Consider the following 16,851-nt stretch of genomic DNA (forward strand, 5'->3'; position numbering starts at 1 on the left):
GCGATCTTCAACTGAGAAAGAAATGACGGGACGACCCTACATTCTTTCCCGGTTTGATTGGATGTGGACAAAGCGACGAGGCCGCTCAATTGTGCCGAGAGCCAACGTCCTACACCATCCCGGTTGACCCGATGGGGAACATGCGGTGAGTTCCACCTCGATCGGTCGTGCAACCCCTGGATATCCCTATCCCCAGAAACCTGACCTTGGCGATTGTCCAGCCCGCATTCTCTGGCTGTTCGGTTTTTCAGTCCCTCGTGCCGCACTTTCGCGGATCGAGACGGGCGTAGTACGCATCACGACGATGGCACAGCACGAGTGACTGACAGTGGCGATCGCGAGAATCGCTCTGTTTCGTCCCGATGTCACTCAGGGTGTAGTTGACGTCCGACAGGAACTACACGGAGCGGGTGGCAGGCTGGAACTCGATCGGATTTCGGTTCGCCAGTGGCTTCGATCCGTTAACGGAGTGGGAACCCTAGAATCCGAATCGCGGGGTTGAGCTGGAGCTGCTGGACGTGGGGTGGTGTTCCTCGCTCGACGCCATGCCGTCGAAAACCAATCATCTGCAAACTATTCTACCCAATAAGCAGCCCCATTCTGCACGACTCTTGGGATGGGTCGGCAAAAGACTGTTTTTAACCCTTCTCGATCGCGATCGCCCCGGCGGGCGAAGCCGTCGTCGTTCCCCCGCGTCCTCCCCGTCTCTCGGTAAAATAACATTGTCCCAGGTCTGTCGCCCTTTTAACTTATTTGCCGCTCCGGTTTGCCGTTGTCCGCGATCGCCTCGGCCAGGTCTGGCCTCCCCCGTCGTCTCCCCTGGGGCGTTGGAGGGGTCTATGGTTCGCATGTTGTATATCCACTCTCAGAACTCGATGATGTTAAGTGAATTTCGCGCTCGTTATCCCACGGGCAGTCTCATTTCGGATTTGCTCAAAATCCACGAAGGTCAATATGTCGTTCGCGTCCTCGTGGAAGTAGACGGTCATCCCGTCGCTACGGGCATGGCCACGGATGACAGCCTCGAACAAGCGGAAGACCGCGCCCGTTTGAGGGCTTTATCGGCCTTGGGATTGGACGTGTCTTTATCGGGTGTTTCCCGCGAAATCCCTTCCCGTCGGCCTTTATCCGTCGAAACTCCCGGCAGTTTTGGCGGTTCGGATCCGTTGAGTGGCGGCCAGCGTCTCGGCGGACCTGCTTCGGTCGGCGACCCGGGAAGAACTCCGGTTTCTCCAGTCAGTCACCCCAGTTGGGAGCGATCGCCCCATCCGGCCCGTCCCGCTTCCCCTCCCCCCAGTCGATGGGAGTCGGCCAGCACGTCGGAGGAGCCTTGGGAAGAAACCGTCGCGTCAGATTCCGCTTCCCAGACCGTACCTTTACCCTCCCGGAGCGATCGCGAGGCGCCTTCGATGCCGAGTCGCGACTTCGACGAGTTTGACTCCCCTGGGAGTGCACCTGCCCCAGAGCGTCCCACCCCCGCCAAACCGACGCCGATCGCCTCGGCGGCGCCCGAGACCGATCCGGAGGAGGAACCTGCGGATCTGTCCAATTTGATTGCGAAAACCACCATTGAAATCCGCCGTCTCGGCTGGACCACGGACCAAGGACGCAAACATCTGGAGATGCATTATAACGGCAAGCGATCGCGCTCCGAACTTTCCCCGGAAGAACTGCTCGATTTTTACGAATACCTCAAAACCCAGCCGGATACCTAAACCCGACTGAGCCGTTCGCGGCGATCGCCACGGCACCCGGAGGCTACTCCGGCGCCTCTATCTTGCCGAGGGCGATCGCTACCCCTTCTCTTTTCCGTCCCTATCGCATCCAAGAGGTGACGGGCGATCGACGCTCCATCCGCCCGTGATTTCACTGACGAGAATTTACTGATTTTCTCTCGTCAAAACTACTGAAATTACGGATAAATTTTGAGAAATTTATTGACAATTCAGCGATCGATTTTACTGCAAAAACTTAATATTAGCGCAAAGGTCGGATTCGATCTGTCTAAAGACAGATCTTTTCCCCAACATCTTTACAAAAGTTTAGCCGAAGGCTTACGATAACCAATATATTTTAAAAATGTAAGCGAGTGGCGATCGCGATTTTCATCGAGTAATTGGAACTTTTAAGCCTAAAAGTAATCTTTTTAGCTGAAATCTCAAAAATATTCAATCAAGTTAAAAATCTGAGGTTGAATCCGGTGAAGTTCGGTAAGCATCTCAAAAAATGAAAACAACAGCGTCAGTGTACGGTCTGCAAAATTTCACCGCGAAAAAACTCAACAACTTGATGGAGAACAGCGTCATGCACACAACCAATACGAGGGGAATCGAAAGGCGATCGCCCACGACAGAATCTACCAATGACCGAGGAGGTATCGTCGTTTTATTAGTAGACGATCGCCCGATCGTCGCCGAAGCCGTCAAACGGTTACTCAAATACGAAACCGATATCGAATTTCACTACTGCCAAGATGGCGCACAAGTCATTCCTCTGGCCGAAAAAATTCAACCCACGGTCATTTTACTCGACCTGCTGATGCCGGACGTTGATGGGTTAGTGCTACTGCGCTTTTTGCGAGCCCACGAGTCAACACGAGAAGTTCCCGTCGTCATGCTTTCGACCAATGACGACCCCCAAAAGAAAGCCGAAGCCTTCAGCAATGGCGCCAATGATTATTTAATCAAACTTCCCGATCGCGTCGAATTGGTCGCTCGCATTCGCTATCATTCCGACGCCTATCTCAACTTACTCAAACGCTACGAAGTCGAACTCACGCGCGCGTATAATCAAGAGTTGGAAAGACGAGTCGAAGAACGCACGCGAGAACTCACAGAAACCCTCGCTCACTTACAAGAAACCCAAAGTCAATTAATTCAAAGCGAGAAAATGTCGAGTTTGGGTCAACTCGTCGCCGGAATTGCCCACGAAGTCAACAATCCTATCAGTTTCATCGCCGGAAATATCGAGCATACGAACGAATACGTTCAGAACTTATTAGAACTGCTCGAACTCTACGAACGCCACTATCCCGAAACGCCTCAAGAGATTCGGGATTTTAAAGAAGAAATCGATTTAGGCTTCGTTCGCAAAGATCTGGAAAAAATCGTCGATTCGATGAAAATGGGAACCGATCGCATTCGAGAAATTGTCTTAAATTTGCGAACTTTCTCCCGACTCGACGAATCGGATATGAAATTCGTCGATATTCACGAAGGAATTGAAAGTACCTTGCTGATTTTACAGCATCGGCTGAAAGATTCCAGCATCGAAATTGTCAAAACTTACGGCGATTTACCCTTAGTCGAATGTTATGCCGGACAACTCAATCAAGTGTTTATGAATTTACTGGCTAACGCGATCGATGCGGTCAACTCCATCGAAGAAGGGCGATCGCCGCAGATCGAGATCGAAACGGCACTCAACGAAACCGACGATAGAGTTACTATTCGGATTAGGGATAACGGCGTTGGCATTCCCGAAGACGTGAAAAATCGGATTTTCGATCCATTTTTTACCACCAAACCTGTCGGAGAAGGCACCGGATTGGGACTCTCCATCGGCTATCAGATTGTCACGGACAAACATCAAGGGTCTCTCGAATGCAAATCGGGTCCCGAAAGCGGCACTGAATTTACAATTACGATTCCGATTCAACAGTCTAAATTGAGCGATTTAGCCTCCTATCGTGCTGCTTCGACGCCCAAAAATTCTCAAGTTCGTAAGGCGATCGCTTGAGTTAATTAAACTTTAAACCGTACTTGTTCTAGCTCTTCCCGTAGGGTCGGTCTTTGATAGCCTAATGCCACTGCTTTAAAACTATCTAAGGAGACATCAGGCGGACGCGGTGCGGCCATTTTTACATCTTTTTGGAAACATGGCGCGATCGCGGCATTATTCAACTCGAAAACGGCGATCGCCAACTCGAAAAACTCGTAGCGCGATAAAGACTCTCGACCTCCGAGATGCAGCAAACCACGCCCTTTTTCCAACGCTAATAATAAACCCGATGCCGCCGTTTTACCGCTCACAGGGGTGCGAAATTCATCCACAAATAACCTCAACCGTTCTCCGCTTCTTAACTTGGCGAGCATCGGTTGTAAAAAACTTGTCGCCGTCGGTCCCGCTTCGCCAAACATCAAAGGCATCCGACAAACTACCGCCTCGGGATAGCGCTCTAAAACTCCCAATTCGGCCATTACTTTCTGTTCCCCATACATACTCACCGGACAGACGGGATCGAGTTCTCGATAAGGGGGATTTAAGCCGTTAAAGACTAAATCTGTCGAAGTAAAGACAAAAGGAATCCCCGTATCCGCGCACAACCCCGCTAAATTGCAAGTTGCGCTCACGTTAATTTCGTGGGATTCCTTGGGATGAAGTTCGCAAAAATTGGGTTGGGAAGAAGCTGCCGTATGAATGACCGCTTCCGGTCTAACGGTATTAAAGAGGTCTTTAACGGCTTGAAAATCTCGCAAATCGACTTTAAATGATTCGATCCCTTTAACCGAGGGAGAATGACAGAAATAGGTTCCGAACACTTCCCAGGTTTTAGAGGTCAATTGCGCCAGATTCCAGCCTAGAAAACCACTCGCCCCCGTAAGTAACAATCTTTTCATCTCTCGATACCTCAAGCTTTACGCCCATCTTATTTGAAGTTGACGTAAAGTTGACAAAATAGATGCGAAATTAGACCAATTTATGCGAATTTATGCGATCGCGGCTTTACTCTTGCAGTTCAAAGTCTTCTTTCGCCGCCCCACATACGGGACAAACCCAATCTTCGGGGATATCTTCAAATGCGGTTCCCGGTTCGATCCCACTATCTGGATCGCCTTTTTCCGGGTCGTAAACATAACCGCAAATTGTACAAACGTATTTTTTCATGGTGACCTCTTCGAGATTGTCATTTGCCTTAACGGCGATCGCTCACGTTTTTAATTCCGGCTAAAATTCCTGACCCAATCGAAACTAAAACTAAAGCCCAAATTAGATAATTGGGAATCCATCCGAGAATCCCCGTTCCTTTAAGAATGACCACGATCGCACTGAGTAGGAAAAAAATCCCAAAAATATAGAGGAAAATGGTCTTTCCCGTTCCAGGTTGGGGGGATTTACGCACGGTTGATTCTCCTCAATCGATAAGCAACAGTCCGATATCCCGTTGCTTCCAGGAAGAAACGGGCAAAAGAGGGCTAAAATCAAATTAATTTTGAGCGATCGGACTCGTATTCTTCTAAAGTATGCCACGATCGCCCTCCCTACTCCCTCCCTCCAAAGGTAGAGTACGATCGCATTTCTGGAGTGGCGGCTTTCAAGGCTACGAGTGAGCTAATCTGAAATTCTAGCTCTAACATTCAACATCTAACCTCTAAAAAAATGGCCACGATCGAACGCCAAGCGAAAACCGTCCAACGCCTGCGAAATATTAGTCGTCTTCTCGACAATGCCATCCCCATTCCCGGAACACCTTACCGCATTGGACTCGATCCCTTACTCGGATTGCTACCCGCCGGAGGAGACCTCGCCGGGGCCTTGCTTTCCGCCTATATTGTCTTTTCTGCGGCTCAATTAGGCTTACCTCGCGAAAGTTTGGTGAGAATGGTTTCTAACATTTTATTGGAAACCGTGGTCGGAACCATTCCAATTGTCGGCGATTTGTTTGACGTTGCTTGGAAAGCAAATATCAAAAATATGGAATTACTTGAAAGTCATCTCGACACGCCCCAACCTGCGAAAAAAGCAGATAAGACATTTATTGTATTGTTACTGGTCGGATTGCTCGTTTTCGTCGTGGCGGCGATCGCCTTTAGTGCGTGGCTGATTACTGTTATTTTTGGCGCTCTTTTACGGTGATTCGTGGTTATTGACGTTGCCCAACCTCGATCGGAATCTTTGAGGGAAAATTAGTTGATATTTTTCCTCAAAGTATTGACTTTGTCGGCCATTTTTTCGGGTTCTCCTGAAAGGGGGAAAAATAAAATATTTTCAATTTGTGGGTTGTTTACGACTTCATTAAACCGATTAAATTGTCGTTCGGTGATCGAAATTCCATCATTCGCCGCTACATATTTGAGTTCGTCATTGAAGTTTTTGTCGGCATAAACTTGAATGAAAACGCGATCGACGCCCCATGTTTCCCAATCGGCAGCAAAATATCGTTTGGCCCAATAGGGATTGTGATGGCAAACATCGAAACTAACATTAGGATTGGCGGCTTTCATCGCCGCGATCGCCTGTTTGACAAAATTCGTCAATTCTAAGGTGCGATCGACTTGTCCCGGCAACTCGGCATGATAGCCTAAATAATCATCCCATTGAACCGCATCAATCGTGGGATATCGAGTCACGAATTCGACCAGAATCTCCCTAAATAAATTAGAGACTTCGGGAATACCGACATCTAACACGTAATGATCGACTCCGGGATGAGTTCGGTCTACACCAGCCACGATCCAACCTCGTTCGACGGCTAGATTAAATGCCGGACTGTTTTCATCTATTTTGATTCCTTTTTCAAAGTAGGCATGAACTTCCATTCCCTGTTTGTGCGCTTCATCAATGAGCCAATCAAGCCATCGATCTTGAAACTCATTCGGACAACTTTGGTAGCCGAATTTTTCCTGCATTACTTTACTTTTGTACATCGTACAGGCATTGCCCCAAACCCCGTGAATGATGGTATTGATACCGCGATCGCGATAGTAGCGAACTCGTTGCCGGATCGTTGCTTCGCTGGCGTTATTGGTGGCTTGGTAACGACTTAAATAGATCCCTCTAATTTCTTTCGTTTCCCACGGCGTTTGTGGAGATGAGGGGGGATTTGAACTCGTATTTTTCCCGGGATTGCTCGCTGAATTGGCTTGGGGATTGGCAGGCGGATTGTTCGGTAAAGTTGGCTGCGGTTGAAATGTCGAATTTTCTGCTTGAGGTGTAGGTGAAATTGTCGGGCTTGAATTTTCTGGAGCTGAGGTGTTTAAAAAAGGAATTTGGTTTTGTATATCTGAGGGAATGAAGCGACTCAGTTCTAAATGCTCTCGCTGAGTAAATAACCAATATCCTCCCCCTGCGATTAGGAAAATAACTGAAAAAGGAATACTAGCACATCCACATCCACTGGCTTCTTTTTTAGAGCGTGACATTGTTATTTGCCAATTCAGAAAAATTGTACTGTTAGAACATATACGGCAATTCAGTACGGGCATATTTACCGGGTTGACGGTTGGTGCTGCTGACAAGATTATCCTAAAAATATGCCCTTCTTCATTGTAGGATTGCGATCTCTTATTTGTCAATTTTGGGGCGGCGAAGTCGCCCGTTAAGAGTGCAATGTTTAGGATCTAGATAGTCTTTTTAGGCGAGGGTTCTTTGTAGAAGCCCCGATCGCGACGGACTCATCCTCTACTTTAGTCGAATTCACTCTAGGAAACGGCCATGACGACTCAACTCCCCGATCGCGACTCATTCAACTTTCCCCTATTCCTCCTTTGGAAAGCGGCGATCGCCTCACCCGTCCCGAGTTTGAACGACGCTATCAAGCTAACCCCAATATCTACAAAGCGGAACTCATTGAAGGAATCGTTTACGTGGCTTCTCCCTTACGCTTTCAACAATACGCAAGACCTCGCAGTTCCCTCGTAACTTGGTTGGGAACTGATATCGCTTTTACCCCCGGCGTGCGATCGGGAATCGAACCCACGGTTCGTCTCGATTTAGACAACGAATTTCAACCCGATATCGTTTTAATCCTCGATGAAACAGTGGGAGGACGCGCTAGACTAACGGAAGACGGTTATTTATAAGGGGTGCTGGAATTAGTAGTAAAAATTGTTGCAAGTCGTGCTGAGATTGACTTAGGAACCAAACAGCAATTTTACCGTCGCAATGGAGTTTTAGAATATCTCGTCTGGCAATTTTTTGAGCAAAAATTCGATTGGTTTGTACTAATAAATGGAGCGTATCAACTGCTCACTCCAGACGAGGGCGATCGGGTAATCTGCTCTCAAATTTTCTCGGCTTATGGTTGGATCTAGATGCCCTATTAAATCGCAAAATTACTCGTGTTTTAGAAGTTTTACAATGGGGGCTTTTCTCGGTAAAATATGCCATTTAAATCTTACGGTCTCAATTCGGCAATCTAACCTGTCATGTTTATAGAAATACAAATCTACCCTGAGAATGGGGCCTTGACTGACTTGAGATTCAGCTTTCAATTCGATCGCCTGGAATAACAAGGCGATCGAGAATTGCGATATAATCGGATAATCTGCCGATCGCGATCGAAAAACTTAATAACTAAAAGCATTATGTGTTTGTAAAATACAACTCAGAGAAGGAGAAAACAAGATGGTTGCTCTTACCGATAGTCAATATTTAGCTCCTGAAGACTATTTAGAGTTAGAAGCAGAAAGCTCCACCAAGCATGAATATATTGATGGAAAAATTTATGCCATGGCAGGTACAACCGACACTCACAATACAATCGCTCTAAATTTAGCAGTTCTTATTCGGAATCACTTGCGAGGAACGAACTGCCGGGTGTACTTTGCCGATATTAAAGCTCGGCTCGATCGCCCCAACTGTTTCTACTATCCCGATTTGCTGGTTACTTGCGATCCACAAGATCGAGAAACTACAACCTACAAACGCTGTTTCAAACTGATCGTAGAAGTGTTATCTGAGAGTACGGAAGCTTTCGATCGCGGCGACAAATTTAACGATTATCAAACCGCAGACAGTTTAGAAGAATATGTTTTAGTCAATAGCAAACAACAAAGAGTTGAAATTTTTCGTCGTCATTCTGAAGGGGGCTGGCTATTTCATATCTACCATGCTAGCGATACGAGCTTCACCCTGAAAAGTATCGATTTAAAGGTGGATTTTGCCGATCTTTACGATGAGGTGGAATTCGAGACCGAATCCGCTTCCTAAATCACTTGAGTCAGGATTGTCCCCGAACCCTTTGGGAGTAGAAGCACCTTGCTCCCTAAAGGGGTTACTAATTATTAAGGATGGCTCGAACCGTAGGGGCAAATAAGTTTTGGCTCTTTTTTTACCCCTACATCGGTAGAGCTGAGGATGATTAAAAATGCTCTATTTGTTCCTAAATTAAGCAGGTAAATCTCGTTTAAGTTGAGCAATTTGCTCGGGAGAGAGGGTTAATTGAACTTCTATCAGTTGGGTGCCATCGCGGGCAATAATGAGACGATCGCCCTCAATTTCAATTTCAGAAATATTCAGTTTTAATTTACGATATTCGATTTCCGGAAGACCGACACGAATGACGAGATTTTGTTGGGATTGCGGATAAACATAAAGTTGTTGGCGTAAGGTATCTAATTCGAGTTGGCGAACGGTCGTATTGTGTTCGATTGGAGAACCAGGTTTATTCCAATACAGAGTAATTCCGCGTACTTGGGGGTTGGCGATCGCAAATTTATCGTCAAAACGCTGGGGTTCCCAATCCAGTTGTTCTACTTCTTTCTCCGGATCGAGCAATCGCTGACGCCAGGTGACGGTTTGACCGCTTAAACTCGCCCACCATTGGCTGATGCGAGCGAAATTTTCGGCATTTTCCGGGCGTTCTCCGCTTGAAATCCAAATTGTCTTCATATCGATTATTTTTGAAGGGACATTCAATACTATTTTAGAGTTTAGATTGTAAATTGACCGAGGTTTTAGCGGGCGATCTCTATGGATTTACCGATTATTTATCACCCCGATTATGTTGCTCCCCTTCCGGAAGGTCACCGCTTCCCGATGGCGAAATTTGGCTTACTTTACGAGTTGCTATTAAAAGATAACCTAGCTCATCGCTGGCAATTTCACGAACCGGAGTTACCGCCGACGGACTGGATCGAGTTCGTCCATACACGATCGTACGTGCAAGCCTACTGCAAAGGCACCTTAGATGCAAAGGCACGACGGCGGATCGGACTGCCCTGGAGTGCGCCACTGGCGAACCGAACGTGTCGGGCGGTTGGCGGCACGATTTTGACGGCGAAGTTGGCGCTATCGTGTGGTTTGGCGTGCAACAATGCAGGAGGAACCCATCATGCGTTTCCCGATTTCGGTTCGGGATTTTGCATTTTTAACGACCTGGCGATCGCCTCTCGCGTTTTGCAAAAATTAGGCATGGTTTCAAAGGTGTTAATCGTCGATCTCGACGTTCATCAAGGGGACGGAACGGCATTTATTTTCCGAGACGATCCGAGTGTGTTTACATTTTCTATGCACTGCGAGGCTAATTTCCCCAGTCGCAAGCAACCCAGCGATTTAGACGTTCCCCTCCCGGTGGGGATGGAAGATGACGAATACTTACAGACTTTAGCGAAATACTTGCCCGATATTCTTTCCCAGGTCAAACCGGATTTAGTCTTGTACGATGCGGGGGTGGATCCCCACGCGGGCGATCGCCTCGGCAAACTCGCCCTCAGCGATACGGGAATTTTCCGGCGGGATATGCAAGTGCTATCGACTTGTATCGCCCAAGGATATCCAGTTGCTTGTGTCATCGGGGGCGGTTATGCGGACGACATGACCGATTTAGTCTACCGTCATTCTCTGTTGCATCGGGCGGCGGCGCAAGTGTTTCAGCAGTATCGACTTTAGGGATTTTAGATTTTAGATTTTAAATTTTAGATTGCAAGAGTTAGATATTAATGGGGTTGAAATTTTGGCAATGTTGTTATTCAATGTATTGCGCGATCGCCTAGTTTACGGCTTGACAACTTTACCCAATTTACAAGATTGGTTATTTTGTTTTGCTCTTTTAGGACTGTATGCTGTCATTGCTTTACCGATTGGATTTTATTTCAATTTTATTCAAGTCGATATCCGTAAATCGAGAAAAGCGATCGCCCTGGTGATGGCGAGTTGTTTGCTCACTCCGGGAATTTCTGAGGAAGTCTGTTTTCGACTTTTACTATTACCTCACCCGAGCGAAAATGCCTCATTTACGACTGTTTCAATTTCGGCGATCGCCAGCTTAATTGCTTTTGTGATTTATCATCCCTTAAATGGCTGGACTCTGGCACGCGATCGCTGTCATACCTTTACCCATCCCGTCTTTCTATCCCTAGCCAGTGTATTAGGACTGTGCTGTACGATCGCCTATTTAAAAACAGGTTCGATTTGGTCGCCAGTGTTTCTCCATTGGGCGATCGTCGTCGTTTGGTTACTTCTTTTAGGAGGCATCCGCGAGTTAGGAGAGTCAGAATTCTGAATGGTTAAATTCCGAATTCTGACGGGTAGATTCCACAGAAAATAAAAATTTGAAACTGACCTTCGAGACAGTCACGACGAACGAGATTCATCAATGGGCTTTGCCGAGACTTCTACCGCTTCTACATCTACCGTTCCCGGCGGAGTCAAGCGTTCAAATCCTTCGCCTTCAACGCGCAAGGGTTCGCCACAACTAGGACATTGTAATTCAGTACGTTTTAAACCCGTTAATTGATAAGAGCAAACGGGACAAGACCCGATAACGAGATTGCGACCCAACCACCAGCGCAATCCGAGAAAAGCAATTACTGGGGTCAACATTAACAATCCCAAGAAAATTAAAATCGAATTGACCAGCCAACCTAAGCCAATCGATCCTAAAAACCAAATGACCAGGAAGGGAACGACCCAACGGCTGACATCGGTCAAAAAGTCTAGGGAGAAAATTTTAGGGCTGCCTTGGTTCATGGCCGATCTGTGCCTCAATAGTTCCGAACACTTCCATACTACCGAGAAACTCCCAGCAGTTGTTGCATTCTGCGGGTGAAGGCATCCGTACCGAAAGCGGTGAGGGTTTCTTGTCGCAGCCAGGTTGCGTCACAACGGCGATCGCCTCCTTGTAATATTTCGATACAAGCGCGGGCTACGGCGTCGGGGTCGCGATAGGGGACGCGCCAGCCGAGTTTGCCGTCCTGTAAGGGTTCCGCCGACCCGTCATCGTTGCCGGAGAGTACCGGAATCCCGCTTGCCATCGCTTCCATGTAGACGATGCCGAAACCTTCGCGAGAGGGCATGATGTAGGCGTCTGCCACTCGGTAATGGTCGGGCAACTCTTCCGTGGGTACGAATCCGGCGAAGACGACGCGATCGCTCACCCCTAAATCTTGCGCCATTTTCGCCAAACGGCGTTGGTCGTCCCCCCGTCCGATCGCCAAATATTTAACGTCGGGAAACTGCCGCGCGATCGCGGGTAACGCCCGAATCGTCACGTCAACACCTTTGTATATATCCCCGGACCACAAACGGGCGACGGTCATCAATACTCGCGCCCCCCTCAAGCCGTAGCGATCGAGCAATTCCGGCGGTTTTTCCCCTGGAGTAAAGCGTTTTCCGTCGATCGCACAAGGTAGGAACTCGAACTTTTGTGGGTCGAGATCGTTCGCTTCGCAGGCGAGATCGCGGCTGTAACGGCTGATCGTCCAGATGCTGTCCGCGTCTTGTAATGCTTTGCGATAGCGCGGTGGTAACGGTTCCCACACTTCCTTACCGTAAGTTAAAACGGTGTACGGAATCCGGAGTATTTTGCAAAAATTACGCACGAGTGGCGCCAAATTAATATGACCGCAGAACACGCGCTGGGGTCGGCGAAACAGCAGTTGCAACAAGAGGGCGATCGCCAATTTCAGCCGTCCGACCCACGGCGGTAACGTTTTTAAGTAATAAAATTTAAGTGCAGGGTTACCTTCAAAAGGATTGTCACATCCGGGCGAATCTCGCAATAGCAGAACGCGCGCCGGATCTAAAGAATTTTGCGGGGTATTTCGGGTTTGGGTAACGATTTGGGCATAGGCTTGAAAAATATCTTTAACGTAAGATTGAATTCCACCTTCCCAAGAGAAAATTTCGAGGAAAACGAAGACATATTTCATAGTTATGCAGGCATCTTTACCGCAAATTAGAGCAAGTCAGAATAGGGTAGCACGGGCAATATGCCCGCAACTCAGAATAATCAATTATCGATTTTTGACCAAATCTAATAACTGTTTTTCTGTCAACAAAGTAATCCCTAATTCTTGGGCTTTTGCTAACTTCGATCCGGCATCTTCGCCCACCACAACGTAATCCGTTTTACGACTGACCGAACCCGTAACTTTCCCCCCCGCATTTTCGATGAGTTGCTTGGCTTCGCTACGCTTTAAACTGGGTAAAGTTCCGGTAAGAACAAAAGTTTTTCCAGTTAAGTTTGACGATCGCGCGCGATCGCCCGTCGTTTCTGTTTGCGGTTGTTGCGATAACTGCACGCCGACCGTTTTCAAGCGATCGATCGCCCCTTGATTGGCACGGACGCGAAACCATTGATAAACTGAATTGGCAATTTCCAAACCGATGCCGTAAATCCCCTCAATATCGGCGATCGAGGCACTGGCGAGGCGATCGACATCGGGGAATTTTTCCGCCAATAATTGGGCGTTGACGCTACCGACATGGCGAATTCCCAAGCCGTACAATACCCGCGACCAGGGCTTAGTTTTGGACTCGGCGATCGCGTTGACTAAATTTTGCGCCGACTTTTTGCCAAATCGCTCTAATTTCGCCAATTCTTCGACAGTAACATCATATAAATCCGGCACCGATCGCACCACGCGGCGATCGACCATTTGCTCGACCAGTTTTTCTCCCAACCCGTTGATATCCAAGGCATCCCGGCTTCCCCAATGCATCAGCGCCCCGCGCAAAATCGCCGGACAAGAGGCATTAATGCAGCGCGTCACCGCCTCACTTTGCGGTTTGACCACAGGTTCGCCGCATTCGGGACAGCGATCGGGCATTTGGAAGCGAACTGCCCCTTTCGGGCGTAATTCCGGCAAAATTCGCACGACTTCCGGGATAATTTCCCCAGCTTTGCGGACGATCGCCGTATCCCCCAGATGCAAGTCTAATTGGGCGAGGCGATCGCTGTTGTGTAATGACGCCCGCGAGACCGTCGTCCCCGCCAACTGCACCGGAGACAACTCCGCAACGGGCGTCAACGCCCCCGTTCGACCGACTTGGACGGTCACCCCTTCCACGACGGTCGGCGCCTCTTCGGCGGCATATTTGAGGGCGATCGCCCAACGGGGGAACTTCTGTGTAAAGCCGAGTTCTGCTTGCAATCCCTTGTCATTGAGTTTGACGACCACCCCATCGGTCATATAAGGCAGCGCCTCGCGATCGCCCTCCCAGCGATCGTAATAATCTCTCACTTCATCGAGCGATCGGCATAAGACCCGATTGGGATTGACCTTAAACCCCAGCGCGTGCAACTGTTCCAGGGCGTCCCACTGGGTGGCCGCCATCTCGGTTTCTTCTTCGCCTGGAATATGCAAAGTATACGCAAAACAATCTAAATGCCGTTCGGCAACTACCCGCGAATCTAACTGACGCAAGGTTCCCGCCGCCGCATTGCGCGGATTTGCGAACGGCTGTTCCCCGTTGGCTTCCCGTTCTCGATTGATTTTGTGAAAAACATCCAAGGGTAGAAAGGCTTCGCCGCGCACTTCGACGACGGCGGGCGCAGGGTCTGCGGTCAGACTCAGGGGAATCGCCCGAATCGTTTTTATATTCTGGGTAATGTCTTCTCCGTATTCTCCATCGCCCCGGGTCGCCCCGCGTACTAAAATCCCGTTTTCATAGGTGAGGGCGATCGCCGAACCGTCAATTTTTAACTCGCAGACATACGCAAATTCTTCTTTGGGGACGACCCGTTGCCACCGTTGCTGCCATTGGGCGAACTCTTCGACGTTAAAGGCATTTTCGAGGCTGTAGAGGGGGATATTGTGACGAACCGATTGAAATTGGGTGGCGGGTCGTTCGCCGACACGCTGGGTGGGACTGTCCGGCGTCACCAGTTGCGGGTATTGGTTTTCTAAGTCTTGCAATTCCCGGTAGAGGCGATCGTAAATCGCATCTTCCATAATGGGATTGTCGAGGACGTAGTAGGCGTAACTGGCTTTCTGCAGTTGTTTTCGCAGTTGTTTGACCCACTCTTGGGTTTCCACTGAGGGCGTTGACACGATCGCAATTCCTTGAAGGTCTACGGCTGGATGGTCGGTCTTATTGTATCTAAGTTCAATTTTCTAAAAATATCAAAATACCACGGGCAACGGGCGATCGTTGTCAGTCACAGATCCCCAATCGAACTTAAATTCAAGATAAATTCAGGTCAAAGATTTTCCCGAAAGGTGAATGGGATGGGTCAGAAACTCTACCTCCCCACCGGAACGATAAATTTCGATTTGTCGTTCTCGAATATCGATCTCTAATGTCGATCGCCCATCGCCAATTTGTCCCATTGGTAAGATATTATTTTGACTTAAGCTGTTTCTCTTTTAAAATGCATATAGTTTTCTTTAGTAATTTGCAACCTAAATAGGGAGCAAGATGCTCCCCCTCCCAAGGCTTATAGCGATGGAAAATTGACCGGAGAATCACAGACCTTTCTAGCTACTTTTCTCGATTCTATTCGCGCGATCGCTCGCCGATCCGAATCGCGATCGTGCTTTGATAAGCTGCAAACTCAGGAAGCATCGATCGCGAGCAAGAGGAATTCTCCATTAAATTGTAAATGATTGTTGCAAAAAAAATCTAATCAACTCATGGCCGTGCATAATTGGCGAGGGCTGACTCAATCAATCGATAGAAGATTGCGAGGTCACCGACAATGGCGATCGATATTTATGCTCCCTCCGAGTTTGATAACTTAGAACCCGAAGAGGTCAAACTTTTCGATCTCGTCAACGAATATCGGGCAGAAAACGGTTTACCTGCCATTCGCCTCTCAAAAGCACTCACCCTGGTCGCAAACCGTCACGTTCTCGATTTAGCGGAAAATATCGGACGGGTCACTCACGATTGGAGTGATGCTTCATTTTCAAATAACCCCAATGTGATGTGGAATGCTCCACAAAGGTTCAACACGGATTATCCCGGTCTAGGTTACGAAAATGTCATGGGTTATCCCGGTTTTAATGGCCCTGACATGACTGCCGAAGTTGCTCTCGATGGCTGGAAAAATAGCACTGAGGGTCATCGGCAAGTCATTCTCAATCAACCCGGTCCAAATGGAGACTGGAGTCAACGCAACTGGAATGCGTTAGGGGTTGGTATTTACGAAGGATATGCTGTTTTATGGTTTGGTGAAGAAGGCGATCCGACCGGAGAACCTACGCGAGATCCGATCGCTCCTCCAGTCACGTCTTTAAAACCGGAACAACCCCTTCCACCACCACTGCCACTGCCACCGAGTGAACCAGTCAATGTAACACCACCAATTGAACAACCCGTTCAACCACCGCCGCCACCGCCGCCACCGCCGATACCGCAGGTGACCCCACCGATTGCAGAACCCGTTCCGTCAATACCACAGGTAGCCCCACCGAGATCGGAGACAACTACCATTCCTTTGCAAGGGATTTATCGTTTTTTCGATACCCTGACGGGAACTCATTTTTATACGGCATCGCCAGAGGAACGGGATAATATTAGAAATAGTTTGCCGCAATATAATTATGAGGGCAGCAGTTTCTCTACTCCTGCGGTTCCGACGTCGGAGACTGCACCGATTCACCGTTTTTTCAATACCCAAACGGGAACGCACTTTTTTACGATTTCCGAACAGGAGATGAACCATGTTCGCTCTAGCCTACCCCAATACAATTACGAAGGGGTGGCGTATCAGGCATATCCTGAGTCGGAACTGGGAACGACACCGCTTTATCGGTTTTTCAATGCGGTGACGGGAACGCATTTCTATACGCCATCGCCAGAAGAGCGCGATGTCGTGATGGAGAGCTTACCGAATTATAATTATGAAGGGGTGGCCTATCATGTTTTTGCGATGTGACGGGCGGACTTAGGTGAGAAAAACTG

General features: G+C 48.4%; 16 protein-coding genes and 1 pseudogene. 8 read left to right on the forward strand and 9 right to left on the reverse strand.

Annotation, left to right across the window (positions count from 1 at the left end; genetic code table 11):
- Positions 1–518: 518 nt before the first annotated feature.
- Complete coding sequence (locus tag JJD41_RS18665; RefSeq protein ID WP_200668995.1) at positions 519–1,715, forward strand: hypothetical protein; 1,197 nt, start codon at positions 519–521, stop codon at positions 1,713–1,715.
- Positions 1,716–2,226: 511 nt separating this feature from the next.
- Positions 2,227–3,738: a hybrid sensor histidine kinase/response regulator gene (locus tag JJD41_RS18670; protein WP_234488912.1), complete on the forward strand. Its 1,512-nt coding sequence runs from the start codon at positions 2,227–2,229 to the stop codon at positions 3,736–3,738.
- Positions 3,739–3,743: 5 nt separating this feature from the next.
- On the opposite strand, the gene JJD41_RS18675 is transcribed toward JJD41_RS18670, so the two are convergent.
- From JJD41_RS18675 to JJD41_RS18685, 3 genes are all read right to left on the reverse strand, one after another.
- A complete protein-coding gene (locus tag JJD41_RS18675; protein WP_200668996.1) occupies positions 3,744–4,619 on the reverse strand; it encodes an SDR family oxidoreductase in 876 nt (291 codons plus the stop codon).
- Between the two features lie 106 nt (positions 4,620–4,725).
- Positions 4,726–4,887, reverse strand: coding sequence for a rubredoxin (gene rd, locus JJD41_RS18680; protein ID WP_168568444.1), 162 nt, complete (start codon positions 4,885–4,887; stop codon positions 4,726–4,728).
- A 28-nt stretch (positions 4,888–4,915) separates the two neighbouring features.
- Positions 4,916–5,122 (reverse strand): hypothetical protein, encoded by a 207-nt coding sequence (locus JJD41_RS18685; RefSeq protein WP_200668997.1) that lies wholly within the window; start codon positions 5,120–5,122, stop codon positions 4,916–4,918.
- A gap of 257 nt (positions 5,123–5,379) precedes the next feature.
- On the opposite strand from JJD41_RS18685, the gene JJD41_RS18690 reads away from it, so the two are divergent.
- Entirely contained in the window at positions 5,380–5,856 is a 477-nt protein-coding gene (locus tag JJD41_RS18690) for a DUF4112 domain-containing protein (protein ID WP_200668998.1), read from the forward strand.
- Between the two features lie 50 nt (positions 5,857–5,906).
- Here the strand turns inward: JJD41_RS18690 and JJD41_RS18695 are convergent, their stop codons facing one another.
- Positions 5,907–7,142 carry a family 10 glycosylhydrolase gene (locus JJD41_RS18695; RefSeq protein ID WP_200668999.1) on the reverse strand — a complete coding sequence of 412 codons (1,236 nt, stop codon included), beginning with the start codon at positions 7,140–7,142 and terminating at the stop codon, positions 5,907–5,909.
- A gap of 321 nt (positions 7,143–7,463) precedes the next feature.
- Between JJD41_RS18695 and JJD41_RS18700 the strand changes: the two are divergent.
- Together JJD41_RS18700 and JJD41_RS18705 are read left to right on the forward strand one after the other, a co-directional pair.
- A pseudogene (locus JJD41_RS18700) lies at positions 7,464–8,113 on the forward strand (Uma2 family endonuclease).
- A 233-nt stretch (positions 8,114–8,346) separates the two neighbouring features.
- Entirely contained in the window at positions 8,347–8,931 is a 585-nt protein-coding gene (locus JJD41_RS18705; RefSeq protein ID WP_200669000.1) for a Uma2 family endonuclease, read from the forward strand.
- 177 nt (positions 8,932–9,108) lie between these two features.
- Here JJD41_RS18705 and JJD41_RS18710 read toward each other — a convergent pair whose 3' ends face one another.
- The gene (locus JJD41_RS18710; protein WP_200669001.1) at positions 9,109–9,612 is read right to left on the reverse strand and encodes a hypothetical protein; all 504 of its coding nucleotides are present in this window, start codon (positions 9,610–9,612) and stop codon (positions 9,109–9,111) included.
- 81 nt (positions 9,613–9,693) lie between these two features.
- Between JJD41_RS18710 and JJD41_RS18715 the strand changes: the two genes are divergently transcribed.
- Both JJD41_RS18715 and JJD41_RS18720 read left to right on the forward strand, forming a co-directional pair.
- Complete coding sequence (locus tag JJD41_RS18715) at positions 9,694–10,611, forward strand: histone deacetylase family protein (protein ID WP_200669002.1); 918 nt, start codon at positions 9,694–9,696, stop codon at positions 10,609–10,611.
- Between the two features lie 31 nt (positions 10,612–10,642).
- Positions 10,643–11,224, forward strand: a complete 582-nt coding sequence (locus JJD41_RS18720) for a CPBP family glutamic-type intramembrane protease (RefSeq protein WP_200669003.1) — start codon at positions 10,643–10,645, stop codon at positions 11,222–11,224.
- A gap of 71 nt (positions 11,225–11,295) precedes the next feature.
- On the opposite strand, the gene JJD41_RS18725 is transcribed toward JJD41_RS18720, so the two are convergent.
- From JJD41_RS18725 to JJD41_RS25445, 4 genes are all read right to left on the reverse strand, one after another.
- Entirely contained in the window at positions 11,296–11,691 is a 396-nt protein-coding gene (locus tag JJD41_RS18725; RefSeq protein WP_200669004.1) for a hypothetical protein, read from the reverse strand.
- Between the two features lie 38 nt (positions 11,692–11,729).
- Positions 11,730–12,872 carry a glycosyltransferase family 4 protein gene (locus JJD41_RS18730; protein ID WP_200669005.1) on the reverse strand — a complete coding sequence of 381 codons (1,143 nt, stop codon included), beginning with the start codon at positions 12,870–12,872 and terminating at the stop codon, positions 11,730–11,732.
- An 84-nt stretch (positions 12,873–12,956) separates the two neighbouring features.
- Positions 12,957–14,996, reverse strand: a complete 2,040-nt coding sequence (gene ligA, locus JJD41_RS18735; RefSeq protein WP_200669006.1) for an NAD-dependent DNA ligase LigA — start codon at positions 14,994–14,996, stop codon at positions 12,957–12,959.
- Positions 14,997–15,140: 144 nt separating this feature from the next.
- Positions 15,141–15,275, reverse strand: a complete 135-nt coding sequence (locus JJD41_RS25445; RefSeq protein ID WP_255547355.1) for a hypothetical protein — start codon at positions 15,273–15,275, stop codon at positions 15,141–15,143.
- Between the two features lie 368 nt (positions 15,276–15,643).
- On the opposite strand from JJD41_RS25445, the gene JJD41_RS18740 reads away from it, so the two are divergent.
- Positions 15,644–16,825, forward strand: a complete 1,182-nt coding sequence (locus JJD41_RS18740) for a CAP domain-containing protein (protein WP_200669007.1) — start codon at positions 15,644–15,646, stop codon at positions 16,823–16,825.
- Positions 16,826–16,851 lie beyond the last annotated feature (26 nt).

The organism is Oxynema mangrovii CENA135 (genome assembly GCF_016632315.1).
Lineage (GTDB): Bacteria > Cyanobacteriota > Cyanobacteriia > Cyanobacteriales > Laspinemataceae > Oxynema > Oxynema aestuarii.